The sequence below is a fragment of the Polyangium spumosum genome, from assembly GCF_009649845.1.
GTDB classification, from domain to species: domain Bacteria; phylum Myxococcota_A; class Polyangia; order Polyangiales; family Polyangiaceae; genus Polyangium; species Polyangium spumosum.
Genome location: NZ_WJIE01000007.1, coordinates 29,094 through 55,632 on the forward strand (window position 1 = coordinate 29,094; position 26,539 = coordinate 55,632).

19 protein-coding genes are annotated in these 26,539 nt (G+C 68.8%); 11 read left to right on the forward strand and 8 right to left on the reverse strand.

Going from position 1 to position 26,539, the window contains the following annotated elements:
* Positions 1-9 precede the first annotated feature (9 nt).
* Positions 10-1,962 (reverse strand): Hint domain-containing protein, encoded by a 1,953-nt coding sequence (locus GF068_RS24385; protein ID WP_153821863.1) that lies wholly within the window; start codon positions 1,960-1,962, stop codon positions 10-12.
* A 1,216-nt stretch (positions 1,963-3,178) separates the two neighbouring features.
* On the opposite strand from GF068_RS24385, the gene GF068_RS24390 reads away from it, so the two are divergent.
* From GF068_RS24390 to GF068_RS24425, 8 genes are all read left to right on the forward strand, one after another.
* Positions 3,179-3,730, forward strand: a complete 552-nt coding sequence (locus GF068_RS24390; RefSeq protein ID WP_153821864.1) for a YtfJ family protein — start codon at positions 3,179-3,181, stop codon at positions 3,728-3,730.
* Positions 3,731-3,853: 123 nt separating this feature from the next.
* Positions 3,854-5,329, forward strand: a complete 1,476-nt coding sequence (locus GF068_RS24395; RefSeq protein ID WP_153821865.1) for an ATPase domain-containing protein — start codon at positions 3,854-3,856, stop codon at positions 5,327-5,329.
* Positions 5,326-5,682: a response regulator transcription factor gene (locus tag GF068_RS24400; protein ID WP_153821866.1), complete on the forward strand. Its 357-nt coding sequence runs from the start codon at positions 5,326-5,328 to the stop codon at positions 5,680-5,682. Before GF068_RS24395 ends, GF068_RS24400 begins: the two co-directional genes overlap by 4 nt.
* 44 nt (positions 5,683-5,726) lie before the next feature.
* On the forward strand, positions 5,727-6,716 hold the full coding sequence (locus tag GF068_RS24405; protein ID WP_206079534.1) for an ABC transporter substrate-binding protein: 990 nt from the start codon (positions 5,727-5,729) through the stop codon (positions 6,714-6,716).
* Positions 6,717-6,962: 246 nt separating this feature from the next.
* Positions 6,963-7,667 carry an STAS domain-containing protein gene (locus tag GF068_RS24410; RefSeq protein ID WP_153821867.1) on the forward strand — a complete coding sequence of 235 codons (705 nt, stop codon included), beginning with the start codon at positions 6,963-6,965 and terminating at the stop codon, positions 7,665-7,667.
* A gap of 11 nt (positions 7,668-7,678) precedes the next feature.
* Positions 7,679-8,053, forward strand: coding sequence for a response regulator (locus GF068_RS24415; protein WP_153821868.1), 375 nt, complete (start codon positions 7,679-7,681; stop codon positions 8,051-8,053).
* The gene (locus GF068_RS24420) at positions 8,050-9,030 is read left to right on the forward strand and encodes a response regulator (RefSeq protein WP_153821869.1); all 981 of its coding nucleotides are present in this window, start codon (positions 8,050-8,052) and stop codon (positions 9,028-9,030) included. The genes GF068_RS24415 and GF068_RS24420 overlap by 4 nt, the downstream gene beginning before the upstream one ends.
* Positions 9,031-9,048: 18 nt before the next feature.
* A complete protein-coding gene (locus GF068_RS24425) occupies positions 9,049-11,775 on the forward strand; it encodes an ATP-binding protein (RefSeq protein ID WP_153821870.1) in 2,727 nt (908 codons plus the stop codon).
* A gap of 12 nt (positions 11,776-11,787) precedes the next feature.
* On the opposite strand, the gene GF068_RS44335 is transcribed toward GF068_RS24425, so the two are convergent.
* Entirely contained in the window at positions 11,788-12,525 is a 738-nt protein-coding gene (locus GF068_RS44335) for a hypothetical protein (protein WP_206079535.1), read from the reverse strand.
* Positions 12,526-12,687: 162 nt separating this feature from the next.
* Between GF068_RS44335 and GF068_RS44340 the strand changes: the two genes are divergently transcribed.
* The gene (locus GF068_RS44340) at positions 12,688-13,533 is read left to right on the forward strand and encodes an STAS domain-containing protein (RefSeq protein ID WP_206079536.1); all 846 of its coding nucleotides are present in this window, start codon (positions 12,688-12,690) and stop codon (positions 13,531-13,533) included.
* A gap of 32 nt (positions 13,534-13,565) precedes the next feature.
* The gene (locus GF068_RS24440) at positions 13,566-16,691 is read left to right on the forward strand and encodes a non-ribosomal peptide synthetase family protein (protein WP_170319644.1); all 3,126 of its coding nucleotides are present in this window, start codon (positions 13,566-13,568) and stop codon (positions 16,689-16,691) included.
* Here GF068_RS24440 and GF068_RS24445 read toward each other — a convergent pair.
* From GF068_RS24445 to GF068_RS24460, 4 genes are all read right to left on the reverse strand, one after another.
* Positions 16,640-18,967: an OPT family oligopeptide transporter gene (locus GF068_RS24445; RefSeq protein WP_153821874.1), complete on the reverse strand. Its 2,328-nt coding sequence runs from the start codon at positions 18,965-18,967 to the stop codon at positions 16,640-16,642. The two genes, GF068_RS24440 and GF068_RS24445, sit on opposite strands and share 52 nt — an antisense overlap.
* 22 nt (positions 18,968-18,989) lie before the next feature.
* A complete protein-coding gene (locus tag GF068_RS24450; protein WP_338046552.1) occupies positions 18,990-19,895 on the reverse strand; it encodes an NAD(P)/FAD-dependent oxidoreductase in 906 nt (301 codons plus the stop codon).
* 183 nt (positions 19,896-20,078) lie between these two features.
* Complete coding sequence (locus tag GF068_RS24455; protein WP_153821875.1) at positions 20,079-21,203, reverse strand: NlpC/P60 family protein; 1,125 nt, start codon at positions 21,201-21,203, stop codon at positions 20,079-20,081.
* Positions 21,204-21,351: 148 nt separating this feature from the next.
* The gene (locus tag GF068_RS24460; protein ID WP_153821876.1) at positions 21,352-22,137 is read right to left on the reverse strand and encodes an alpha/beta fold hydrolase; all 786 of its coding nucleotides are present in this window, start codon (positions 22,135-22,137) and stop codon (positions 21,352-21,354) included.
* Between the two features lie 198 nt (positions 22,138-22,335).
* Between GF068_RS24460 and GF068_RS24465 the strand changes: the two genes are divergently transcribed.
* Positions 22,336-23,952: a response regulator gene (locus GF068_RS24465; protein WP_170319645.1), complete on the forward strand. Its 1,617-nt coding sequence runs from the start codon at positions 22,336-22,338 to the stop codon at positions 23,950-23,952.
* On the opposite strand, the gene GF068_RS24470 is transcribed toward GF068_RS24465, so the two are convergent.
* Together GF068_RS24470 and GF068_RS24475 are read right to left on the reverse strand one after the other, a co-directional pair.
* Positions 23,873-25,288: an NTP/NDP exchange transporter gene (locus GF068_RS24470; RefSeq protein ID WP_338046553.1), complete on the reverse strand. Its 1,416-nt coding sequence runs from the start codon at positions 25,286-25,288 to the stop codon at positions 23,873-23,875. The genes GF068_RS24465 and GF068_RS24470 overlap by 80 nt on opposite strands.
* A complete protein-coding gene (locus GF068_RS24475; RefSeq protein ID WP_170319646.1) occupies positions 25,285-26,493 on the reverse strand; it encodes a Mur ligase family protein in 1,209 nt (402 codons plus the stop codon). The genes GF068_RS24470 and GF068_RS24475 overlap by 4 nt, the downstream gene beginning before the upstream one ends.
* Positions 26,494-26,539: the final 46 nt, after the last annotated feature.

Genomic DNA, 26,539 nt, shown 5'->3' on the forward strand with positions numbered 1-26,539 from the left:
GGCCTGGCCTTAGCGCTTCGCGGCGCGCTTCTGCTCACGGATCATCGAGAGGCGGTAATCCTCTTTGAACTCCACGGGCAGGGAGGCCACCCGGTCCGCGAGCGCCGCCTCGTCCGAGCGAAGCTGCGTGATCGCGCCCTGAAGGCGGCTGTCACCCACGAGCACCCCATTGGCGAACATCGTCGTCCCCTGCTTCGAGACACCGCCAAGCTCGTCGGCCGTGCCGAGCACGAGGTTGTAGACCGGGCCCTCGTATTCGATTCGCTCCACGGAGACGATCGTGGAGAGGCCGTCTTTACCGATCACCTGGTCGCCGACCTGCATCTCCTGCGCCTGCACGATATGGGCATTCGCGAGGGGGACCGCGTGTGTCGTGGTCATCGTGAGCACGTGGCCTCGATCGTCGACGACGCGCACCAGCGGCCTGCGCTCCGCGCCCTCGACCACGTCGACGACCGTGAGCGTGCGCCCGTGGTCGTCGGAGACGACCTGCTGGCCGACGCCGATCCGCTCGATCGGCGCGCGCTTACCATCCGCGAGGGAGATCTCGGTGCCGGTCGGGAGGCAGCCCCACCAAATGGACATCGGGGGCGCGCTCGGGTTCTGTGTGGTCGGGCGCGTGGTCCAGTTATAGACGAGCGTCTCCCCCAACGCGTTGTTGGGTTGATAGAGGGTCACCTCGACGTCCAGATCGATCTGCTTGCCATTATCGGTGCAGTGATCCTCCCAGGCCACGTTCCCTAGCGCCGGAGCGAAAGGATTGATGACGATTTGATACCTCTTCTGAAAGGCCACGATGCCCTCCTTTAGGACGACCTTCGGGGCTCCGGTGAGATCGGTCAGGCTGCCCTCGCAGAGGCCGCCCGCGGGCGTGTCGGCCCCTGCCGTCCTCATCGTCACCCATGCTTTAGCGCTTTGGATTTCCCACGGGTTGTCCGCGTTCACATTGGGGCCGTGAATCAGCTTGCTCGACCCTTGCATGGGCATGTACAACTTCGAGAAGTCGTACGTCGGCGTATTGACGGGGAATTTCGCCGTATTTCCTTCACAAAGCGCCAGGCTGGAGCAGGCTCCGGTGTCGGTGTGCTTGTAGTCGCAATCGGTGCTATATGTATTACGATCGAGGCACATCATGATCGACTTGTCGCCCGTGAAGTCTCGGGGGGCGTCGAGCGTGTACTGGTGGTCCACCGCCGACGCCATCTCCGGCCCCTTCACGGCCTGCGCCCCCGGGAGCTCCGGCGCCATCGCGGACGAGGGCGCGTCGAGGATCATATGATTGACGAGAACACTCGTCGCATAGTAGTAGGCCTCGACCGTCGTCGTGGTCTCGTGGTACACGACCCCCTCGGCGAAGACACCCTTCGTGGACGGCGGCACCGCCGATAGCCTCACATCGGCCGCGATGCCCTTGTTCCACTCCTCCTTGTAATCGAAGTCGAGCATGTTCCAGCTCGCGTCGTACAGGTACTGATCCACATAGCTGTAGGTCGCTCCGCCGATACAGCTCCCGCGGGCCATGCTGCTGAACGCCGTGGCGTCGAGCCGCTCGTTCACGATGTAAATTCCACACCGATCCGCCGCTCCCGCGCTCGCGGTCGCAACGCTCGGGTGCACCTTGCCCGTCTTGATGGCGACCGCCTTGTCGCGCGCGAGCTGCAGACGCTCGAAGACGCGGGGCGCCGTCTCGGCGTTGATGTCGTTGCGGGCCATTCGCTCCTTCAGGAAGCCGAACTGGCGATCGTCGGCGAGGTCGATCTTTACCGCTCCTTGCTTGCCCGCCTTCTCGACCAGGGCTCGCATGTACGGGCCGTCCGCGGGCTCGACGCGGCTCTCCCCCTCCTCCGCGCCCATCATCTCGATCGGATCGGCCGTATCCGGCGCGCCGGAGCACCCCATGGCCGCGACGCCAATGCCGAAGAAAACCAGGCCCATACCGAAGATCGAACCAGCGCGCTTCATGTCTCTTGCTCCGTCGTTCAGGTATCGAGGGTGCGTCGTGAGGACGACCGTTCTTCTTGTCGACACCCAAAGCATCACGCATGCCAGCACATCGATCTCTTGTTTTGCCGCGCGAAACCACCCGCCCCCATTCGCGTCTGTATAGACCTGCGCACCCTCTGTATACTTCTGCGCAACCTGCGCAAGGCTCGTTCCCCCAGGCTCACCATCAACGCCTTGACACCCCCCTTGCCCTCCCCCCTCTCACCTACCCCCTCCCACGCGCACCCTCTCCACGGCGACCTCGAGCTGGCGCTGCACGAACTCACCGGTGAGCGCGGGCCCCGCCTCCCTCCGGCTGGCATCACGGAGCCGGGAGCGGAGCCGCATGTGGCGAGGTCACCGAAACGAGCCGCGGAATCAGCGACGGTGGGATCCGCGGCGCCGGAACGAGCCGCGGAATCGGCGACGGCAAAGTCGGCGACGCCGTGACGAGCCGCGGAATCGGCGACGGTGGGATCGGCGGCGCCGGAACGAGCCGCGGAGTCGCGGCGCGCGGATCCCCCACCGCCGGAACAACCTCGGCGCGCGCTGCCCTCTCGTCCGGGAGCGCCGGATCGACCTCGGTTCTCGGCTGCCGGGGTCTGTTTCGCCGCCGAACGACCTCCGGCAGGGCTGCCGGGGGGCGGTTCGAAGGCGAAACGAGCTCGGTCCACCGTGCCGACACAGTACGGGATGAGACAACCGCGGGGCGCCCGCGTGGCCCGAAGCTGTTTCGCGAAACCGGGGCGGGCACGCAGCCGACGCCGCCCTCGTTCCGCGCGGAGATTGCCCCCGGCAAGTCGTCGCGCCGTCTGTCGTGGGTCAAAAAAAGGAACGTGGCACGGCGGACGGACCTCGTTTCCGCGGGGAACAGGGGGCGGCGCTCGTGCCGGAGGCCGGTCGGGCGAAAACAAATGCGGCGGACCTTCGCGACCACATCTGTTCCCCGCCCAATCTGGGGGTGGGCAGCACGCGCGGGGGGTGTTTTGGAGATCGGAAGGGCAGAGGGGCGGGACGCGTCGGGAGGGGAGGACACGCAAGAGCTCGGGCGGCTCATCCCGAGGGAATCGACCGCGCGAACTCAAGAGCCCCTCCCCGACCGATCCCGAGGAGACCGCCCTCCTCGGCATGCCTCCTGTACCCGTGGGTGCTACGCCCCGCGTCCCCCAGACGATCGAGGCGAGGAGGTTCGCCCATGCAACAGACGTTCGTCCGCAAGCTCCGGCTCTTCCTGATCACCCTCTCCCTGCTCCTCGTGATCCCCTCGGGCGCGGCGATGGCCCTCCCGAGCGTGGGCCAGGCCGTGCGGCGGGTCGTCGTCGAGGATCCGGACGGACGCGTCATGGACCTCTCCTTTCCGCGGGCCAAGCCGACGCTCATCCTCTACGAGGATCGCAGGTCGTCGGCGCAAAACAAAGCGCTGAAGGACGAGCTCAACCGCGCGGCGGATACGAAGGCCGAGGCGAAGCAGATCCAGTTCGTCGCCATCGCCGACACGAGTGATTATCGCGGCTGGCCGCTGCGCGGCTTCGCCGAGCGCAGCGTGCGCAAGAAGTCCCAGGAGACCGGGCAGATCATCTATTGCGACTGGGATGCCTCGTTCCGGAGGGCGTATCGCCTGCGCCGCGGCGTGAGCAGCGTCGTCCTCATCGGCAAGGACGGGCGGGTTCAATATGCGGCGGAGGGCAAGCTCGACGCCCCGGCGCGGAGCAGATTGTTCGCGCTCATGTGGAGGCAGGTGCGCTAGCGGCCCGCCGAGCGAGGCTCCGAGCGTACCCGCGCCTGGCACTCTCCTCGCTACATACCTCGCCCCGGCAGCACGACGAGCCACCTCGTGCCGGGAGGGGACAGCTACGTGCCGAAGAGGGCGATGGCGTTCAAGCGAGTGACGACCGGTGTGCCAGGGCTCGACACCATCACGCTCGGCGGGCTCTTCGAGGGCTCATCCGTCCTGATCTTCGGCCCCTCGGGCTGCGGCAAGACGATCCTCGGCACGCAGATCGCGTTTCACCACGTCCGGCAGGGTGGCAGGGTCGTCTTTGCCACCATCCTGACCGAGACACATGGACGGATGCTCGGTTATCTCCGCCCGTTCGTGTTCTTCGACGACGCCTTCATCCCGGACTCCTTGACCATCGTCAGCGCTTATCAGCATTTGATGAACGAGGGCACGGAGGGTTTTCTCCACCTCGTACACAAGGAGATCCGGGACCGCCGGGCCACGATGCTGGTGATCGACGGGTTCTCCGTCATCGCCACCGTCTGCGGCTCTCCCCTGGAGTTCCAGAAATACATCCAGCAGCTCACGACGCTCCTCAGCGCGTCCGGCTGCACGGTCCTCCTCCTCGCCAACAGCGACCCGGAGAGGGCCTTCCCCGAGCATGGGATGGTCGATACGGTCATCGAGCTCTGTTATCGCTTCGTCGGGCTTCGGACCGTCCGTCAGCTCGCGATCACGAAGCTACGCGGCTCCGGTTATCTCGAAGGGCGACACCTCTTCCGGATCACGGACGCGGGGCTCGTCGCATTTCCTCGCCTGGAGTCGCTCGTCGCGCGGACCGCGCCCGTCGCGGCCGAGCTTCGTACGCGCGACTCGACGGGCATCGAGCGGCTCGACGCGATGCTCGAGGGAGGCCTGCTCTCCGGCTCGACGACGTCGATCCTCGGCGCGCCGGGCGCCGGCAAGACGCTGCTCGGGCTGAGCTTCCTCGCCGCCGGGGCGAGGGCCGGGCAGCAGGGGCTCTATTTCGGTTTTTACGAGACGCCGCCGCGGCTCATCGGCAAGGCCGACGCGATCGGCTTGAAGTTCGGCGAGCTCGTCGAGCAGCAAACGATCGACGTGAGCTGGCGGCCGCCGTTCGAGCGGTTCCTCGACGAGCTCGGCGAGGAGCTGCTCGACAACGTGCGGCGGCGCAAGGTGCGGCGGCTCTTCATCGACGGGATCGACGGCCTGAGGCGCGCGGCGACGTTCCCCGAGAGGCTCGTGGACTTCTTCACCGCGATGACCGAAGAGCTGCGCGGATTGGGCGTCACCACCGTGTTCAGCGAGGAGATGTCGCTCTTCCACGAGGACATCGAGCTGCCGATCGAGGGTGTCTCCGCGATGATCGAGAACATCATCGTCCTGCGATACACCGAGCACCGAGCCCGCCTCCACAGGCTCATCTCCATCCTGAAGGTGCGCGAGACCGGCTACGACCACAGCCTGCGCGAGTTCACCATCTCGAGCACGGGAATCGAGGTCGCCGCGACCGTCGATAGCGCCGAGGCCGTCCTCGCGGGCGGCGCGCGATCGCCTCGGCCCTCTTCGATATTTTCCTCCCGACGGAGCCGGCGGAGGCCATGAAGACGATCCTCGTCATCGACGACGAGTACAGCATCGTCGAGATCCTCGTGCTCGTCCTCTCGGACGCAGGGTATCGCTGCGTGCACGCCGCCGACGGCCGCGAGGGGCTCCACCTGCTCGGCCTCGAAAAGGTCGACCTCGTCATCACCGATCTCATGATGCCCATCGCCGACGGCCGCGACGTCTTGCTCGCCATCCGCGCCGAGCCGTCGACGCAGGACCTGCCCGTGATCCTCATGAGCGCCGCTCGCGGGGCCGTGAAAGGGGAGAACCTCGGCGAGGACGTGTTCGTGCAAAAGCCATTCTCGCTGGACGAGCTGCTCGGCCACGTGAAGCGCTTGATCGGCGGCTAGATGGATCTTGCGGCGCAATCGCCGCCGTGGGATCCATGCCGCGCATGAAGATGGCGCCTCCCCCCCGGCTTTCTCGCCGCACCCTGCTCTCCCTCTCCCTCGGGCTCGCCGCGACGGCCGCGGGCTGCAAGGGATCCGGGGGGGGCGGCGGCGCGCCTGCCGGAAAGGTCAAGCTCACGCTCAACTGGGTGCCCGAGCCCGAGTTCGGCGGGTTTTACGCGGCCCGCGAGGGGGGCGCCTTCAAGCGCGCCGGGCTCGACGTGGAGATCATGCCCGGCGGCGCGGGCGTGCCCGTGATGCAGATGGTCGCGAGCGGAAAGAGCGACTTCGGCGTCGTGAACGGCGACGAGGTCCTCATCGCCCGCGCCCGCGGCGCCGACGTGATCCCGATCTTCGCGACGTACCAGACCTTCCCGCAGGGCATCATGGTCCACGCCTCGCGCGGGGCGAATACGATGGCCGACGTCTTCCGGGGCGGCACCCTCGCGATCGAGCCGGGCACGGCGTACGCGGCGTATCTCAAGAAAAAGTATGGCTTCGACAAGGTGAAGGTCGTCCCTTACGACGGCGGCGTCGCGCGGTTCCTCGTGGACAAGGAGTACGCGCAGCAATGCTTCGTCACGTCGGAGCCGCTCGCGGCGCGGAAGAAGGGCGCCGAGCCGAAGGTCTTCCTCGTCGCCGACGAGGGGTACAACCCTTATTCTCAGGTCGTCGTCACGCGCAAGGCGCTCTGGCAGGAGAACCCGGAGCGGGTCCGCGCCTTCGTGCGCGCCACGCGGGAGGGCTTTCGCGCCTACCTCGACGACCCGGGCCCGGCCAATGTGGTGATGGGCAAGCTCAACACCACGATGGACGCCGAGACCTTCGCCGGGGCGGCTGCGGCGCAGAAGCCGCTCATCGAGGACGCGCAAACGACGAAGCTCGGGATGATGACGCGTGAGCGCTGGGAGACGCTCGGCAAGCAACTGAAAGAGCTCGGCATCCTCGACGCGGTGCCGCCGGTCGAGGCGTTCCTCGTCGCGATCGACGCATGAACCGCGGCCGTCGCCGGGCGGCGCCGCGCCGCGTCGGTGCGCCCCCTGGTGCATGCAGCGACCACGGCAAAAGCGGCGCGGAGGTATGGCCGTACGCCAGATTGCCTCCTCGGTACAATCCTCGCGTAATCCACGGGATACCGTCAGAAAAACGTCATCTCGGTTAACGTCGGTTGGGCTTGGTCGCCCCGCGGACCTCTGGTATCTTCGCCGAGGGATAGGGGGTGGGCAGGAGCGGGGGGACCGATGCCCGAGTGGTCGGCACAGGAATTTTTTAGAGCAAACGAGATTCCCGAGGGCGCCGTCCTCACCGGCAAGGAGCTCGAAGCTGCGTTCTGGCAAATCCGGAAAATGCAGCGGGAGTCACAGCACCAGCAGGCCTTCTGGAAATCGGTCAACGACTCGCTCTCGGACGCGTACAAGAAGCTCGCGTCCTTTCAGAAGGAGCTCGAGGCGTCGCGGGAAGCGCTGCGTCAAGCCAATGACGAGCTCGAAGAGAAGGTGCGGGAGCGGACCGCGGAGCTCACCGACAAGCTCGCCAAGATCGAGGAGCAGCAGCGGACGATCCGCGCCCTCTTCACGCCGGTGATCCAGGTCTGGGACCGGATCCTCGTATTGCCCATCGTGGGCGGCCTCGACGCGCGTCGGGCCTCCGAGATGATGGGCGGCTTGCTCGAATCGGTCGTCGCGACGCAGAGCGCGTTCGTGATCCTCGACCTCACCGGCGTCGACGACGTGGACGCCGAGACCGCCGACCACCTCGTCAAAATGAGCCGCGCCGCCGGCATGCTCGGCACGTCCTGCCTTTTGTCGGGGCTGTCGCCGCGCGTCGCGAACGCCCTCGTCGCGCTCGACGTCGCGCTCGGCGAGATCGTGTCCTTCGGAAAACTCCAGGCCGCGCTGCAATACGCGCTGCGGCACATCGACAAACCCACCGGAAAGAGCCGCTAGGAGCCCGCGCCATGCACGACATCCTGATCGTCGAGGACAACGACATGAACAGCGAAATGCTCTCGCGCCGCCTCACGCGCCGGGGGTTCTCCGTGCGTATCGCGGTGGACGGGCTGTCCGGCCTGCGCTCGGTCGACGAGGTGCTCCCGGACCTGATCCTCATGGATATGACCTTGCCGGACATCGACGGCCTGGAGGTCACCCGGAGGCTCAAGGCGGACGCGCGGACGCGCGGCGTGCCGATCATCGTGCTCACGGCCCGCGCGATGCCCGAGGATCGCGCGCGCGCATTCGAGGCCGGCGCGGACGATTACGACGTCAAACCCGTGGACATGGACCGCCTGCTCGAAAAGATGCGGGCGCAGCTCGGGAGGAAGGCGTCATGACCCAGCCCGAGCGCCCCGACGCCTTGCCCCCGAGCCGTCCGCCGCTCGGCGAGGAGGAGCTCAGGCGCCTCGTCGCGCACCTGCGCCACGAGCTGCGGACCTCGCTGACGGCCGTGATCGGCTACAGCGAGGACCTCCTCGAGACGCTGGAGGGCCCCGAGGAGATCCGGGCCGAGCTCAAGGCCTTGCGCAGCGCCGGCGCGGCCGTCCTCGCGATCGTGAACGAGCGGCTCGGCGCCGAGGCGCTCGGGGAGCTCTCGGCCTCGACCTTGCCGCGCCTCGTCCGCGACCTCGGCGACGCGTGCGCCGAGCCCGCCTCCGCCATCGCGCCCCTCTGCGCGCGCCTCGTGGCCGCGGCCGAGGGCGCGGGGCATTACGCGCTCATCCCCACGCTCTGCCGCATCCAGGCGGCGGGCGTGATGCTGAACGATCTCCTCGCGGGATACGCGCTCGATCGCTTGCCGCACGCGCCCGCGCTCGGCGGGATGCCGAAGCTCGCGGCTCCGGGGGGCGACGCGAGCGCCCCGCCTTTGCCCTCCGCCGAGCGGGGGCACATCCTGCTGGTCGACGACAACTCCGTCACGCGCGACGTGCTCCGTCAATGGCTCGTCCGCCAGGGGCACGAGGTCGAGGAGGCGACGGGCGGCGATGCGGCGCTCGAGCTCCTGCGCAACCGCGAGTTCGATCTCGTCTTGCTCGACCTCATCATGCCCGATCGGAATGGCATCGAGGTTCTCGACGTCCTCCGGGCGGAGGGTCGCCTCGGGCGCGCGCCGGTGATCGTCCTCTCCGCGCTCGACGAGTTCGACGGCGTGGTCTCGGCGCTGGAGCGGGGCGCCGACGATTACGTGACCAAGCCTTTCCACATGGTATTGCTCCGGGCCCGCATCCGCATGGCCCTCGAGCTCCGCCGGCACCGCGAGCGCGAGCGCGCCTACCAGGGGATGCTCGCGGAGCTCCGCGGCGGCGCGCGCTGACATTCCGGAAAAAGCAAGATGCAGCTCGTCAGGCAAATCGTCCGGGAGCGCCGCGAGTACAATAGCTGGGTCGCCAACGAGACGATGGAGGACTACTCGCTGCGTTATGCGCCGAGGTCCTTCCGCAAATGGTCCCCGCTCCTGCTCGCCAACACCGCGCTCGGGGGGATCTCGTTCCTCGCGCTGGAGGCGATCGGCGGCTCGCTCGCGGTCAATTACGGGTTCTCGAACTCCTTCTGGGCCATCCTCGTCTGCAGCGCCATCATCTTCGCGACCGGCGTGCCCATCACGTATTACGCCGCGAAGTACAACCTCGACATGGACCTCCTGACCCGCGGCGCCGGGTTCGGGTACATCGGCTCGACGATCACCTCCCTCATCTACGCCTCGTTCACGTTCATCTTCTTCGCGCTGGAGGCCTCGATCATGGCCCAGGCGCTCGAGCTCTGGCTGGGTTTGCCGCTCGTCGCCGGCTACCTCGTGAGCTCGCTCTGCATCATCCCGCTCGTCCTCTTCGGCGTGACGCTGATCAACCGGTTCCAGCTCTGGACCCAGCCGATATGGCTGATCCTCATGGTCCTGCCCTTCGTCTACGTCTTCCGGGAGGACCCCGCGGCCCTCGAGGGCTGGACGAGCTTCGCCGGGAAATCCCCGAGCGGCGCCCATTTCGATCCCATCCTCTTCGGGCTCGCGGCGAACGTCTCGTTCTCGCTGATCGTCCAGATCGGCGAGCAGGTCGATTACCTCCGGTTCATGCCGGACAAGACGAAATCGAACCGCAAGGTCTGGTGGTTCGCGCTGCTCGCCGCGGGCCCGGGCTGGATCCTCCTCGGGGGCGCGAAGCAGCTCGCCGGGGCGTTCCTCGCCTCGCTCGCGATCCGGCACGGGACGAGCGTGGAGCAGGCCCTCCAGCCGATCTGGATGTACGTGACGGGTTACGAGTACGTCTTCTCGAGCCGCAGCGTGATGATCGGGGTGGGCATCCTGTTCGTCCTCGTCTCGCAGCTCAAGATCAACGTGACGAACGCCTACGCGGGCTCGCTCGCGTGGTCGAACTTCTTCTCGCGCCTCTCGCACAGCCACCCCGGCCGCGTGGTCTGGCTCGTGTTCAACGTGGCGATCGCGCTGCTCCTCATGGTGTTCGGGGTGTTCCACACCCTGGACAAGGTGCTCGCGTTGTATTCGAACGTGGCCATCGCCTGGATCGGGGCCATCGTCGCCGATCTCGTGGTGAACAAGCCGCTCGGCTTCTCGCCGAAATACATCGAGTTCAAGCGGGCGCACCTCTACGACATCAACCCGGTCGGCTTCGGGTCGATGGGCGCGGCCTCGGTCGTGTCGATGCTCTGTTATGCCGGCGTCTTCGGCCAGGCGGGCAAGGCATATTCGTCGTTCATCGCCCTCGGCCTCGCGTTCGTGCTCTCGCCGCTCATCGCCGTGGCCACGAAGGGCAAGTATTACATCGCCCGCCCGAACGAGCATTTCACGAACGACAAGGCCCACGGCAGCGAGGCCTGCTGCATCTGCGAGCACGCGTACGAGCCGCAGGACATGGCCCATTGCCCGGTCTACCAGGGCTCGATCTGCTCGCTCTGCTGCACGCTCGACGGCCGCTGCCACGACGCCTGCAAATCGAAGCCGACGGGCCGACGGCGGATCACGACCTTCCTCGAAGGCAAGCTCGCGCCGCGCCTCGCCTCGCGCCTCTTCCGCTTCGCGGCCGTGTATGCGGGGATGGCCTTCGCCGGGGCCATGGTGTTTTTCCTGTTCCACCAGGCCTCGGACGTCCACGGCGAAGCGCGCGCCGCGCTCGGGCGGACGCTGACCGGGCTTTATGCGGCGACCGTGGTGCTCATCGGGGTGGGCGCGTGGTGGCTCGTCCTCTCGTGGGAGAGCCGCGAGCTCGTCGAGGAGGAGCTCGATCGGCAAAACACCGAGCTCGAGCAGGAGATCAAGGAGCACGAAAAGACGGAGGTGGCGCTCCGGCACGCGCGCGCCGAGGCCGAGGCGCTGGCCCGGGAGGCGGGCGCGGCGAACCAGGCGAAGAGCCAGTTCCTCGCGAACATGAGCCACGAGCTGCGCACGCCGCTGAACGCGATCATCGGCTACAGCGAGATGCTGGAGGAGGAGGCCGAGGACGGCGGGTACACGCCCATCGTCCCGGACCTCGGCAAGATCCGGCAGGCGGGCAAGCAGCTCTTGATGCTCGTCGACGACGTGCTCGATCTCTCGAAGATCGAGGCGAACCGCATGGTGCTCGATCCGCAGCGGTTCAACCTCTCGGCGCTGCTCGAGGAGGTGCGGGCGACGGTGCAGCCGATGGTGGATCGCAATGGCAACACGCTCCGCGTCGAGACGACCGACACGCCGATCGAGATGGTCGCGGATCGCAAGCGCGTCGTGCAGACGCTGAACAACCTGCTCAGCAATGCGGCCAAATTCACGAAGGGCGGGCGTATCGTCCTTCGCGCGTCACGCGCCGAGGATCCGGGCCGGCCTCGGGTGCGGCTCGTGGTGGAGGACGAGGGCATCGGGATGTCGCCCGAACAGCAGGCGCGGCTCTTCCAGCCCTTCACGCAGGCCGACCTCACGACGAGCCGCAAATACGGGGGGACCGGGCTCGGCCTCTCCATCACGAAGCGGCTCGTGGAGATGATGGGCGGCACGATCGAAATGACGAGCGAGCTCGGCGAGGGGACGACCTTCACGGTGACCCTGCCGCTCGCGGCGGCGGCGGACGAATAGGGGGTTTTTGCCCTACTCGCGGGTGATGACCTCGGTGTTCTCGAGCCAGAGGTCACATCCATTCGAGTGCAGGGGCGCCCTCGTGTCGGTGAAGATCTGGCTGCGCCGCACGATGAGGCGCGTCCCCGGGCCCTCGCAGCGCAGGCCCGAGCGATACGAGTAGCGGCCGATCTCGAGCCCGTCGAGCACGACGTGCGCGCCGCCGCGTACGCTCATCCCGCCCACGTCCTCCTCGGTCACGTGGGCGATCCCGCCCTCGCCGGCCGGGCCGTGGACGGCGAACGGCTCGCCGCCGTTCACGTGAAACGGCATGTAGAACCCGGGCGCGACGCGGATCACCTTCTTTCCCTCCCCGAGCGCCGGAATGGCGTCCCGGATCTGGCAGAAGGGATCGCTCCTCACGCCGGTGGCGCGTTCGCACTCCTCATAATGGGAGATGTTGTCGCGGCCCACATAAAGAACCTCCTTTTCGGGGATACACCGGCCGCCCTGGTAAAGGTCGCACACGTCGCTCGCGCAGTGTGCGTGACGATTGCACGCCGAGCAGACACCGGCGACGCAGCCGAGCCCGCCGGCGCAATCGGAGGCGACCTCACACCGTCGCGCGAGCGCGGACACATCTTCGTCGATGAATTCGATTTCTTCGTCGATGGCTTCGGTGCCCTCGTCGAGAGACGTGGACGTCTCGGCGACGCAGGCGGGGAGAAGGAGCAAAACCAGGATGGATCCGAGGGAATTTCGAGGAGACATCGCGAGGACGGTTCGCAAGTTCCGCGCCCGATTCGTCCACGGCACACCCTCCAAGGAGGACGTCGAGGTCTCCCTCCTCTCCCCAATGACGTTGAATTCCGGATATTCCGCATGCCGCGTCGGCCGACCGTGAGCCATTCTCGGCAGTTCAGGGGGCTGTACATGGCGTTTCCGTCGGATTCGGACATCCTGCATTTGAAGATCGAGGCGCAGGCGCGCGACATCGAGCGCCTCACGACCGCGCAGGCGCTCGTCGAGAATGCTCTCGACGGAATCACGCTCGTTTCGATGGAGAACCGCCTCGTCTACGCGAATACGTCCTTCAAGGCGATGTGCGGGTACGGCCATGACGCCGTCGGCCGCTCGCTGGCCGATTTTTATTCGCCGGAGGAGCTCGATCGGCTCACGAGGGAGGTCGTCCCGGAGTTGCTCGGCAAGGGCACGTGGAGCGGCACCCTCGAGGTCCGGCGCCCCGACGGCAGCACGTGGATGGGACAAACCTCGGCGTTCGTCGTCCGGGACGCCGCGGGCGCCCCCACGGGCATGGCCGCGTTTTTCCGCGACGTCACCGCGCAACTCGAGGCGGAGCAGGCGCGGGAGCGCCTCCAGGAAGAGCTGATCCAGGCCCAGCAACGCGCCCTGCGCGCGCTCGGCACGCCGCTCTTGCCCATCGCGGACCGGGTGCTCGCCATGCCGCTCATCGGCGACATCGACGCCGAGCGCGCCCAGCAGATCATGGAGACGCTGCTCGATGGCATCACCCGGCACCAGGCGGCGACCGTCATCCTCGATATCACGGGCGTGAAGGTGATGGATACCGCGGCGGCGGACGCGCTCGTCGGCGCGGCGCGCGGCGCGCGGCTGCTCGGCGCCGAGGTCGTCATGACCGGCACGAGCCCGAAGGTCGCGCGGACGCTGGTGGATCTCGGCGCCGATCTGCGCGGCATCGTGACGCGCGGGGCGCTCCAGAGCGGCATCGCCTGGGCGCTCGCGCGTAATCACGGATGAAGAATGTGGTCTTCCAGCGGAAGGGTCTCGAAATGCGGACCGAGCAGAGCGCCTCCTCCACCGCCGTGTTCGCCGAAAACACGCGCACCGAGTACCCGCGCGACGCCACCGTGCACGCGCTCTTCGAGGCCCGGGCGCGCGAGGCGCCTGGCGCCGTCGCGGCCGTGCTCGACGGACACCGGCTCACCTATGGCGAGCTCCTCCGCCGCGCCGAGGGGCTCGCGCGTCGATTGCGGCGGCGGGGCGCGGGCCCGGGCGTGCCGGTCGGCATCTTCGTGGAGCGCTCGTTTCCGCTGCTCGTCGGCCTCGTGGGAATCCTCCTCTCGGGCGGCGCTTATGTTCCCCTCGATCCAGCCTATCCGGACGAACGGCTGCGGCTCATGCTGCGCGAGGCCGGCGTCCGGCTCCTCGTCGCCGAGCCCGCGCGCGCGAAAGACCTCTCGTTTCATGGCCCCGTCCTCGCCCCGGACGACGAAGGCGGCGACGACGGCGACGGCCAGGGCGAAATGCCGCGCCCCTCCTCCGCGGGGGACACCGCGTATATCATGTTCACCTCCGGCTCCACGGGCAAACCCAAAGGCGTGGCCATTCCGCACCGCGCCGTCGTGCGTCTCGTCGTGGGCACGCATTACGTGAACCTCGGCCCCGACGATCACGTGGCGCAGCTCTCGAACCTCTCCTTCGACGCGTCGACGTTCGAGATCTGGGGCGCCTTGCTCCATGGCGCCCGCCTCGTCGTCTTGACGCAGGAGGCGCGGGTCTCGCCCTCGGCCTTCCGGGCCGCCGTGCGCCGCGAGGGCATCACCGTGATGTTCTTGACCACGGCGCTCTTTCACCACCTCGCGGCCGCCGCGCCGGACGCATTCTCGACCCTCGACGTCCTCCTGTTCGGCGGCGAGCAACTGGAGCCGAGCCGGGCCCGCGCCGTGCTCCGCGCCGGCGGACCGAAGAGGCTCCTGCACGTGTATGGCCCCACGGAGAATACCACGTTCTCCACGGCCCACCTCGTGACCGACGTCCCCGAATGCGCGAAGAGCGTCCCCATCGGCAAACCCATCTCGAACTCCACGGCCTACGTGCTCGACGAAGCACTCTCGCCATTGCCGCCGTTCGTCGCGGGAGAGCTCTACGTGGGCGGCGACGGGCTCGCCTCCGGCTACGTCAATGCGCCCGAGCTCACCGCCGAGCGATTCATCCCCGATCCTTTCTCGCGCGAGCCCGGCGCGCGGCTCTACAAGACCGGGGATCGGGCGCATTACCTGCCCGACGGGAGCATCGAATTCTTGGGTCGCCTCGATCGTCAGGTGAAGATTCACGGGTATCGCATCGAGCTCGGCGAGATCGAGGCCGCGCTGCTCGCTTGCCCGTGGGTGCGCGAGGCCGTGGTCACGGTGCGCGAGGACGGCGCCGGCGACAAACGCCTCGTCGCGTATGCCGCCACGGACGCGGACGCGGCGAGCCTGCGCCTCCATCTGGAAAAGCAGCTCCCGCCCCACCTCCTGCCTTCGAGCTTCGTGGTGCTGCCCGCCCTGCCCGTCACGCCCAATGGGAAGATCGACCGCGACGTCTTGCCACTCCCCGACCGGCGCAGCTCCCCGAGCCTGCCCGCCTGCCCGACCCCGCCCGAGACGAAGACCGAGGCAGAGCTCGCCCTCCTCTGGTCTCGCCTCTTCGGTGTCGAGTACATCGGACGGGACGACTCCTTCTTCGACCTCGGGGGCGACTCCCTGCACGTGGCGAGGCTCTTGCTCCATATTCAGGAGGCGCTCGGCGTCGACCTGCCGGCGCATCACGTCTTCCATGCCCCGAGGCTCGCGGACCTCGCGCGTATCGTGGACGAGGTGAAGCGGGCGGACACGCCGAGCGCGTCCGCCCCCGCCAGCGATTGGGCGCGTGAGGCGGTGCTCGATCCCGACATTCGCCCGTGCGGCAGGCCCGTGGACGAGAGCGCCCCGCTGCGTCACGTCTTCTTGACCGGCGCGACGGGATTTCTCGGGGCCTTCCTCCTGCGGGATCTCTTCCGGGAGACGGACGCGCACATCTATTGCCTGGTCCGCGCCGCGGACGCCCGCAGCGGCCTCGATCGAATCCGGGCGAACCTCGAGAAATACGGGCTCTGGGATCCACGCTTCGCCGCGCGTATCGTCCCGGTGCCGGGGGATCTGGCGAAGCCCCTCCTCGGGCTCTCGCGGAGCCATTTCGAGGCCCTCGCCGCGCGGGTCCAGGCCATTCATCACAGCGGCGCGGAGATAAGTTATGTGAAACCCTATCTCGCGCACCGGGACACGAACGTGCTCGGCACCCGGGAGGTCCTGCGGCTCGCGTTCACCGTCGCGGACAAACCCGTGCACCACGTCTCCACGATCGCCGTCTTCGGCCCCGTCGGCTCGTTCCGATCCGTCCGCGTGATCGGGGAGGACTTCGATCTCGACGAGAGCGCGCCCTATCTCGACAGGGACACGGGATATTCGCAGAGCAAATGGGTCGCCGAGAAGCTCTGCGCCGAGGCGCGCTCGCGGGGCGGGGTGGTCACCGTGTTCCGGCCGGGCTTCATCATGGGCGACGCCACGTCGGGCGCAGGGAACGCCGACGATTTCATCGCGCGCCTCCTCCGCGGCTGCATCCAGGCGCGCGCCTACCCGGACCTCGCCGGCCAGCGCAAGGACTTCGTGCCCGTCGATTACGTGAGCGCCGCCATCACGCGGATCTCCCTCTCCAGAGGCGCGCGGGGCATGGCCTACCACCTCGTACCGCCGGCCGCGGGGAACATCGATCTGCGCCGCTTCTTCGAGCTCCTCCGCGGCCAGGGCTTCGCGCTCGAGCGCCTGCCTTACGCGGCGTGGTTATCGCGGGTGCGCGCCTCGATCGAGCGCTCGCTGGACGCGCCGCTCTTGCCGCTCCTGCCCATGCTCGGCGAGAAGGTCCACGAAGGGCGCACGCGCTGGGAGCTCTACGAAGGAATGCCCCTGCACGACGACACGAGCACGCGCCACGCGCTCGCCGGCAGCGGCATCACCTGCCCGCCCATGAACGCCGCGCTCCTGCGCAAGTATCTGCGCTGGCTCGGGCAAGAGCCCCCGAGCGGCGGCCCTCGCCCGCGCCCCTCTCACCCCTCGGCCTTGCCGACGGCCGATTTGCCACGAATGGCAGCCCAGTAGAGAGCGCCCGCGATGACGCCGAACGCGACCACGCCCGAGAGGTTCGAGGTCGTGAACGTCGTGAATACGGTGGAGAGGTCGAACCTGTGCTCCATGCCGAGCCCCGCGACGAGCGCCGCGACGAGGCCCGCAATGGCGCCGCCGGCGATGTACCCCGAGCTGAGCAACGTGCCGGGGCTGAACTCCTCGTCGCCGCCCGCCTGCCCTCGCCTCCGATCGACCAGCCACCGCACGAGCCCGCCCACGAAAATGGGCACGCTCGTCGAGATGGGCAGGTACACGCCGACCGCGAACGGCAAGGAGGCGACGCCGCAGAGCTCCATCACGAGGGCCAGCATCACGCCGATGAGCACGAGGCTCCAGGGGAGCTTGCGCGTGAGGATGCCGTCGATGATGAGCGCGAACAGGCTCGCCTTCGGGGCGTCGAGCTTCTTCACCTCGCGCAGCTCATAAACGAGTTTCCCGTCCTCGCCGAGGTATCGCCCCGCGGCGAGGGCCCCGCCCTCGGCCACCTCGAAGACCGTATACGACCTCCGATCCGGGCCGAGCATCGCGCCCTTGCTCGCCGCGCCCGCGGGCACGGCGCTCGCCTCGGCGAGCCTCTTCGGCTCGTGCGGCACGCGGCCGCCGATGCCCGGGTCGATCACGAAGGCCACCCTCCCCGACGCCTCGACCAGGTATTTGCCCTGCGGAATGGCCGCGCCCGAGTCAGGCTGGTACGCGACGCGATACTCCTTCCCGTCCGGGCCCGTCTCCACCTGCGCCGTGATCGACTCCATCGGAATGGGCACGTCGTAGGCCTCGGCGGCCCGCGTCGTGTACGACGCATTGAGGAAGAGCAGCGTGTATCCGATGACGAGCGCGCTCGTCACGACCCCGACGAGCAGGCCGATCTGCTGCCTGCGCGGCGTCGCGCCCACGAGATAACCCGTCTTCAGATCCTGGCTCGTCGCCCCGCCGTTCGAGGCCGCGATACACACGATCGCCGCCGTCGACAGCGCCATCGCCCGGTGATCCACGCCCACCCAGCCCATCGCCAGGAAGAGCAGGCAGGTGATGAGCAACGTCGCCACCGTCATGCCCGAGATCGGGTTCGACGACGATCCGATCTCCCCGCAGATCCGCGAGGACACGGTCACGAACACGAAGCCGAAGAGCATGATCAGGATCGCCGTGGGCAAGGAGATCCCGAGCGTCGGCGCGAGCCATATCGCGAGCAGGAGCGCGATGAGGCCATACACGACGACGGAAAACGGCAGGTCCTTCTCCGTGCGCGGCGCCTGCTTCTCGGCCGCCTTGCCCGCGCGGAAGCTCTTGAGGCCGCTCCGGAACGCCTTCACGATCGTGGGCAACGCGCGCCCGAGGCTGATGAAGCCACCCGTCGCCACCGCGCCCGCGCCGATGTAGAGCACGTACCGGCTGCGGATGTCGTTCGGCGACATGTCGCGGATGAGCGTGGTCGCCGGGAAAATGGGGCTGTCGATCTTGTCGCCGAAGAACGCGATCAGCGGGATCAGCACGAGGTACGCGAGGACGCCGCCCGCCATCGTCGTGCTCGCCGTCTTTGGGCCGATGATGTACCCGACGCCGAGCATCTCCGGCGTGAGCTCCCCCGCGACGCTCGCGCCCTTCCAGCCCGAGAACCGGTGCGCCGGGTTCATGTTGAAGAGCTTCAGCGGGTCGCCGACGAGCTTGTACAAAAAGCCGAGCCCGAAGCCCGCGAACACGGTCTTCGCGTTCGTGCCGCCCGTCTCGCCGACGATGAGCACGTCGGCGCAGGCCGTGCCCTCGGGATATTTCAATTTCCCGTGCTCCTCCACGATGAGCCCGTGCCGGAGCGGGATCATCATGAGGACGCCGAGCAGGCCGCCGAGCACCGAGAGCAAGAGCACCCGGCCCGCGACGAGGTCGTAGCCCATGAGCAGCAGCGAGGGCAGCGTGAATGCCACGCCCGCCGCGATCGACTCGCCCGCCGAGCCCGTCGTCTGGACGATGTTGTTCTCCAGGATCGTCGCGCGCCCGAAGAAACGAAAGATCGTGATTGACATGACGGCGATCGGAATCGACGCCGAGACGGTCAAGCCGACCTTGAGGGCGAGGTACACGGACGAGGCGGCGAAGACGATGCCGAGCAACGCGCCGAGCGCCACGGCGCGGACCGTGAGCTCGCGGGGGCTCGCAGACGCGGGGACGTAAGGCTCGTGCGACGCGTGGGAGGCAGGCGCTTCGGGGGCGGCCTCGACTTCGGGGACCGGTACGGGCGCGGACGCGGACATTGCCGCACCCTAACACGACGCTCTAACGCAAAGCGAGGTCCTCCTCCTGCAAGATCCCATTGATGCGGACCGCGGCCGCCGCCCCTTCGGCCTGCGCCACGGCGACGAGCTGCACCCGCGGCGACGCGTCGCCCACCACGAAGACGCCCTCGGATTCCGTGCTGCCGTGGAACTCAGCGTCCGTGGTCCCGTCGCCGTTCACCGTGCATCCGAGCCTCGTGGGCAGGTCCGAGCGCGGCACCTCGCCCGTCTTCAGGAAGATCGCCCGACGCGGCACGACCTCGCAATCCTCGAGCACGACCCGCGAGAGCTCCTCGCCGTCGCCCTCGAGCCGCGTGATGGGGCATTCACGCAATCCGATGCGATATCGCTCGAGCAGGCGCCGGTCGTCGTCCGTGAGCGCGGCCGGGCCGTGCGTGAACACGATGATGTCGTCGCTCCAGCGGAGCAGCAGCAATGCCGTCTTGATCGCGCGGTGGGCCGGGCCGAGGACGCCGAGCGGCTGGTCCCGGTTCTCCCAGCCGTCGCAATACGGGCAATGGTAGACGCCGCGCCCGTAATATTCGAGGATCCCCTCGATGGACGGGATGACGTCGAGCATCCCCGTCGCGAGGATCACCTTGCGCGCCTCGATCTTCCCGCCGTCCCGGAGCTCGGCCTCGAATCGCTCGCCGCTGCGGCGCACGTCGCAGACCTCGACGTCGCGGATCTCGACGCCGTACCGCCGCGCCTCCTCGCGCCCCCTGCGCAAGAGCTCCGTGGGCGGCAAGCCGTCGTGCCCCAGGAGCCCGTGGACCCCTCGGGAAGGCGCATTTCGAGGCGCTCCAGCGTCACAGACGAGCACCTTGCGGCGGCAGCGCCCCAGGATCAGCGCCGCCCCGAGCCCCGCAGGCCCCCCGCCGACGATGAGCACGTCGAAGCCTTCCACCCCTCGCCTCCCCCCCTCGTTTGTCCCCGAGGGGAGCCTGGCACCCGGAGCCCCCCGCGGGAAGCCCCAGCGACCGAACGCACACGAGATTCCGGATCCTCGATCCTGGGACCTCGGTGATCCACCTGGATCACCGAAAATCCACGTATGGCTCACGGGACCGAGGCTTCGGGGCCTCGGCTTTTACAGCCGCCGGGCCGCGCGGAAGCGCTGGGGGTACGAGCCCGAGCCGTCGACGCCGCCGTTGAAGACCGACCAGCCGCCGGTGTTGCCCACGGTCGGGCCGTTGGCCGTCGCGCGGCTCGAGATGAAGCGGTAGTTCCCGCTCGTGTCGCGATCCACGAACATGCCGACGTGGCTGATCACGCTGGGATCCTTGCCACAAGCGAGGGCCGTGGAGGCGACGTAGCTGCACGCCGAGTCGAAGAAGACGAGGTCTCCAGGCTGGATCCTGGCGAGCTCGGTCGTGGTCGGCGCGCCCTGGAACGCGGGGGCGCCCGCGGGCTGCGTGCGGAAGGGGACGACGAGCTTGCCGGGGCCGAACCGGTACATGTCCTCGCTCGAGCGCGGCAGGTGGCCGGTGACCGCCTTCAAGGAGAGCGGGATACGCGCGCTCTCGCCGCCGAAGTCGAGGTTCGTGCGGCTCCCCCAGACGAGGCGCATGTAGCCCGAGCAGTCGAGCGAGCCCTCGTGCCCGACGTCGGGCAAGATCGACTTCGCATCGACGGGATCCCACGAGAGGCCGAGGTAGTCGTGGAAATCGGCGCCGAGCGCGTAGCGCGCGTCCTTCTTTGCGCCCTCCACGTACTCGTAGGCGATCGCGAGGACGTCCTTCGTGCCCGCCTCGCAATTGACGCCGCGGGCGGCGTCGAGCCACGCCGCGAGCTCCGCCTCGGAGGCGCTCGCCGCGTCGAACGGCTCGCTCATCGTCCGCACCCACGCCGTCGTGACCACGCCCGGCGCCGTCACGCTCCCCGCGCTGAACGAGCGCGAAGGCCCGGCCATCCGCACGGTATACGCGCCGTCGGTGAACCAGGCGACGGGCTCGCCGTCGACGGCGGCGATCATCGTATCGCCCGACCTCTCGAACGTGAACACGGCGCGCTTGGCGCACACGCCGGCGCTGTGTTGCTCGCCGACCTCCACGACCGCGTCATGGCCCGTCTCATCGGGCTCCGCGCCCTCTGCGAGCTCGGTGTCCTCGTCGCCGAACGAGGGCTCGTCACCGCCGCCGAGGCAACCGGTGAGGGTCGCGGCGAGCGCGACGCAGGGGAGCAAGGAGCGAAGGGCAGCGAGGATCGTGGCCATGGGAGGAACCTCCGGGGTCGGGGTGCCTGTCGCCGGGAGAGCGACGTGGTTCGGCAACGATACACTGCAAGGGGTGTGCCGGACGAATTTCTCGCGTGCCGCTAGAACCGCCGCCCAGCGCGGCGTCACGCGCGACGAGGCGGCCCTCTCACGCGTACTCTCGGAGGAACGCGAGGAGCGGCGGGTTCACCTGGTCGGGATGGGTGAGGTTCGACGCGTGCGCGGCGCCCTTCACCTCGACGAACGCCTTGCAGCCCGGGAGGCTGGAGGCGAGCGCCCGGCCTCGCTCGATCGAAATGGCCGTGTCCGCGTCGCCGTGGAAGACGATCGCGGGGTGGGGGATCTCGGAGAGCCTCGCCGTGAGGTCCTCGCGCTCGATGAGGGCGAGCGTGGGGGCCACGAGCGACTCGACCTGGGTCTTGCGCCAGCGCGAGACCCAGGGCTCCCAGTGCTCGCGGGCGCCGAGGATGAGGCCCGCGATCGTGTGGACGATCGGATCGATGGGGCCTTGCGCGCGCCAGGTCTCCAGCATGCCGCGGTAACCGGCGAGCGTCGCGGCGTCGTCGACGCCGGCTTGTGTGGAGATGAGGACCAGGCCCTTGACGCGATCGGGCCACTTCAAGGCGGCGCGCAGGCCGAGGAAGCCTCCCTGCGACATGCCGCCCACGACGGCGCGCTCGACGCCGAGGTGATCGAGCAGCCGGATGTAGTCCTCGGCGGAGTCCCAGTAGGTGAAGCGCTTTCCGTCGCTCTGCGTGCGGCCGAAGCCGCGGGCGTCGAAGCGGATCACGCGCAGCTCGGGCGCGAGGGCCGAGACCTGCGGGTCGAACATCGACAGATCCATCAAGAAGCCATGCGCGAGCACGACGGGCGGTCCCTCCCCGCCGGTGTCCTCGTAGAAGATGTTCTGGCCATTCAGCTCGACGTGGGGCATGGCGCGAAAGGAAACCGAAAGACGCCTCCCGGTCAAGGCTTCTCGTGGCGGTGGGTCGACGTACCCCTCAGGCGCTGGGTGAACGAATTGCGCCGATCCCTCGACCCTTCTCCAGGGGAATCCCCTCATTGCGATCAGCAAATCCCCGAGCGGCGGCGCGTTGCTCTCTCCGCGCATATCGTGTATTGCCAGTGTGATATGGACTCCTCGGGTGCCGAGCTCTCCCCTCCTTCGCATGCCCTCACCGCACGCGAGCGGGCGCTCGAAGCGGCGCTCGCGGCCGAAAAAGCGCGCGCGTCGGCGGGGCTCATGCTGGCGAGCGCCCTGTCGCAGTCGCTCACGCCCGAGAAGATCGTGTCGGTCATGCTGCATTACGTGACGCCGCTGCTCCATGCGCCCGTCGCGAGCGCGTTCCTGCTCGCCACGGGCGCAGACGCGCTCGAGCGCGTCGAGCGGCGCGACAAGGAGGCGCCCGGCGTGGCGAGCTCGACGTTCCTGCCGCTCTCGGCGCCCCTGCCCGAGTGCGAGGTCGTCCGGACCGGAAAGGCCGTGTGGATCGAATCCCTCGACGATATGGCCGAGCGGTTCCCCGTGCTCTGCGCACGAGCGCGGAGGACCGGGCGCCACGCCTTCGTGTGCCTGCCGCTCGCCGTGGAGGGGCGCGCCTACGGGGTCATCTCGTTCGAACTCGCGGGGGCGCGGGCCTTCCCGGCCTCCGAGCAGGCCTTCCTCCTCGGCCTCGCGCAGCAATGCGCCCAGGCGCTGGACCGGGCGCGCCTCGAGGCCGCCGAGCAGCGCCTCCGGCTCGCGCTCGACGCGGGGGCGATCGGGATCTGGGACCTCGACCTGTCGGCGGGCCAGGTGGAGGCGGACGCGCGCTGCCGGGCCGTGATGGGGCTCCCCGCCGCGGGGGAGGTCGATCGGGACGGGTTTTTCGGACAAGTACATTCCGACGACGCGGAGCGCGTGCTCGCGGCCGTCCGGCGCGCGCTCGAGCCGGCGAGCGGAGGCGCGCTCCTCGAAGAGCTCCGCGTGGACGAAGGTCAGCCCGAGCCGCGATGGGTGGCGCTGCGCGGGCAGGTCACGTTCGACGCCGAGGGGGCGCCGACGCGCCTCGTGGGCGGCGCGGCCGACATCACCGAGCGCATCCGCGCGGAGCAGGAGCGGGCGCGGCGCCTCTCGAAGCTCGGCCACGACCTCCGCAACCCCTTGTCGCCGATGCTCACCGCGCTCCAGCTCATGCGAATGCGCGCCCCGGACGTGCTCGTCAAGGAGCGCACGATCCTCGAGCGGCAGGTCGCGCACCTCTCGTGCCTCGTGGACGAGCTGCTCGACGTCTCGCGCACCACCCTCGGCAAGGTCGAGCGCCCGCGAAAGCCATGCGAAACGGCGGTGGTCGCCGGCCCTCCGCAGGTCGCGGCGCCGGAGCGCAGGCGGATCCTCCTCGTTGACGACAACCGCGACGCCGCGGAGATGCTCGCCGAGGGGCTACGCGTGTTCGGCTACGAGGTCACGGTCGCCCACGACGGCCCTTCGAGCCTCTCGATCGCGAATGAGGCGGCGCCGGATCTCGCGCTGCTCGACATTGGTTTGCCCGGGATGGACGGATACGAGCTGGCGAGGCGCCTGCAGGACATCCCGGGGCTCTCGGAGGTCCTCCTCGTGGCGCTCACCGGCTACGGGCAAAAAGGCGCGCGCGCCCGCTCGACGGAGGCCGGGTTCCGGGCGCACCTCGTCAAGCCGGTGGAGCTTTCGCGGATGGTAACGCTTCTGGAGACGCTGGGGCTGCCTCCGGCGTCACCTCCCCAGCCATGACCTTCTCCCGGCGGGCGAGGAAAAGCGCCACGCCGAGCCAGAGGCCCGCGAGCGGCGCCGCGACGAGGGAAATGGACGAGAATGACAGACCCAGCGCGATGAGCCCCGCGTGCGCCCACGCGCTCGCGGCGTCGCCGCCGCGGAAGACCACGGTGTCGATGAAGCTCTTCGCCTTGTATTTCGCCTCGCGGGGGAGCACCGTGTACAGGACCTCGCGCGCCGGGCGCTCGATCGCGTATTGCGCCGCGCGGCGGAGCCCCTCGACCACGGCCACGACGGCGAGCGAGGGATACAAAGCGAGCGCCGAGAACCCGAGGCCGGAGAGGACGGGCAACACGGCGAGCGCCGCGGCGAGGCCGAGCCGGGTCATCAATCGACCTGTCAGGAAAAACGAGAGCGTGGCGGAGAGGACGCTCACGGCCGTATCGTTCCAGGCGAAGAGGGCCGTCTGCGCGGCCGATCCCTGCGCGGCGCGGCGGACGAGGTCCGTCTTCTGGAGATACAGGAACGTGTTCATCGTCGTCAAAAGGAGCATCACGAGCGCGATGCCCGCGAGGTAAGGCGACGACGCGACGAGGCGAACCCCGGCGAAGAGCGAGCCACCGACGGGTTTGTCCGACGAGGCGCGCGCGTGCGATTCGCGCCTCGAGCCCGCGTGAAGCTCGGCCTTTCGCGCGCAGAAGACGCAGGCCTCGAGGGTCAGGGCCGAGAGGACGAGGAGCCAGAAGAGGTGCGTCTGTCCGAGCCTCTGGCTCACGGCCGCGGTGACGAGCGGGCCCGCGATCGCGCCCGCGCTGCCGCCCGCGGCGATGACGCCGAAGAGGCGCTTGCCCTGCTCGCTCGTGAAGACGTCGACGAGGAAGCTCCAGAGGACGGAGACGATGAAGAGGTTGTAGACGCTGGTCCAGACGAAAAAGACGCGCCCGATCAGGGGCCGCGGGACGCCGAGCATCACGAGCGCAAAAAACAGCAGGAGGTTCGCCGCGAAGAACCGGTACACGAAGGGGACGAGGCGGCGGCGCGAGAGGCGCGTGACGAGGGCGCCGTAGAGCGGGACCGCGCAGAGCATGGCGACGAACGTGGCCGAGAAGAGCCAGGGCAGGGCCTTCTCTCCGCCGGCGATGCCCATCGCGTCCCGGAGCGGGCGAATGAGATAATATCCGGAGAGGAGCAGGAAGAAGTAGACGAACGACCAGAGGACGGCGCCCATCTCCTCGGGGCGCACGAAGGCGGCGCGCTGGATCAGGCGCAGGACGAACCCTTGCTGCATCGGCGGCATCATCGCCGGATCGAAGCGCCTCGGGAACGGGGAATGCCGGTCCTTTTTTTGCTTCACGCGCCCCGACGCGCGAGCGCCTCGGCCGCGACGGCCGCGTCCACGAGCGGGCGTCTTCCCGAGGCGAAGACCTGCTCCGTCTCGGGCCCGCGGCCCGCGAGCACGACCACGTCGCGCGGTCCCGCCTCCGCGATCGCGCCCTCGATCGCCTCCGCGCGGTCGAGGACACGCCGGACGTCCGGGTGATCGCCGAGGCCTATGCGGATCTCCTCGGCGATCGCGGCCGGATCCTCGCTCCTCGGGTTATCGGTCGTGAGCACGACGCGGTCGGCGCCGCGCGCGGCCTCGCCCATCGCGGCGCGTTTGCCCCGGTCGCGATCACCGCCCGCGCCGAAGACGACGACGAGCCGGCCCTCCGTGAGCCCACGCGCCGTGGCGAGCGTGCGGGCGAGCGCGTCGGGCGAGTGCGCGTAATCGACGACGGCCCGGGGCCCCTCGCCGAGGACCTGGAACCGCCCCGGAGGCGTGGGCACGCGGGAGAGCGCCTCCACCGCGTCCGCCGGGGGGACGCCCATCTCGATCGCCGCCGCGAGCGCGGCGAGCGCATTTTCGAGGAACGGCTCGCCGATCGCGCGAATACGAATCTCGGCGGGCATTGTTCGATACTGCGGGGAAGGCACGAGCCGGGCGCGAGTCCCTTCCCAGCCGACGGAGATCCCCTCGGCCGTGAGATCGGGCCGGAGGACGGGCCGGCCCGGCGCGCGGGACGTAATGCCGTACGTGACCGTACGCGCGCCGCTCGCGACGACCTCGGCGAGCAGCGCCGAGGCCGGATCCCAGGCATTGAGGACCGCCACGCCGCCCGCGGGCAGGTGCACGAAGAGCTGCGCCTTGCTGGCGAGGTAATGCTCGACGGAGCCGTGCGCGTCGAGGTGATCCCGCGAGAGGTTCGTGAAGACCGCGACGGAGATGGGCCACGCCTTCGCGAAGCCGAACGCGAGCGCCTCGCTCGTGGCCTCCACGGCGGCGTGACGCGCGCCCGCCTCGAAGCCGCGGCGCATACATTCGAGGAAGGCGTCGTGCGAAGCGGAGAACGGGAGCGGCGTATCGTCGAGGAAAACGCCGAGCGTGGTGACGCGCAGGACGGGCCGGGCGAGGCGGCCGAGCGCGGCCGCGAGGAACGTCGTGGTCGTGGTCTTGCCGTTCGTGCCGGTCACCGACGCGGTGGTGATGTGGCGCGACCAGCGGGGCGGCGGCGGGAACATGGGCCCAGGGTAGCAGGCGAAAACGCGATCGAGGCGCTCGAGTTGT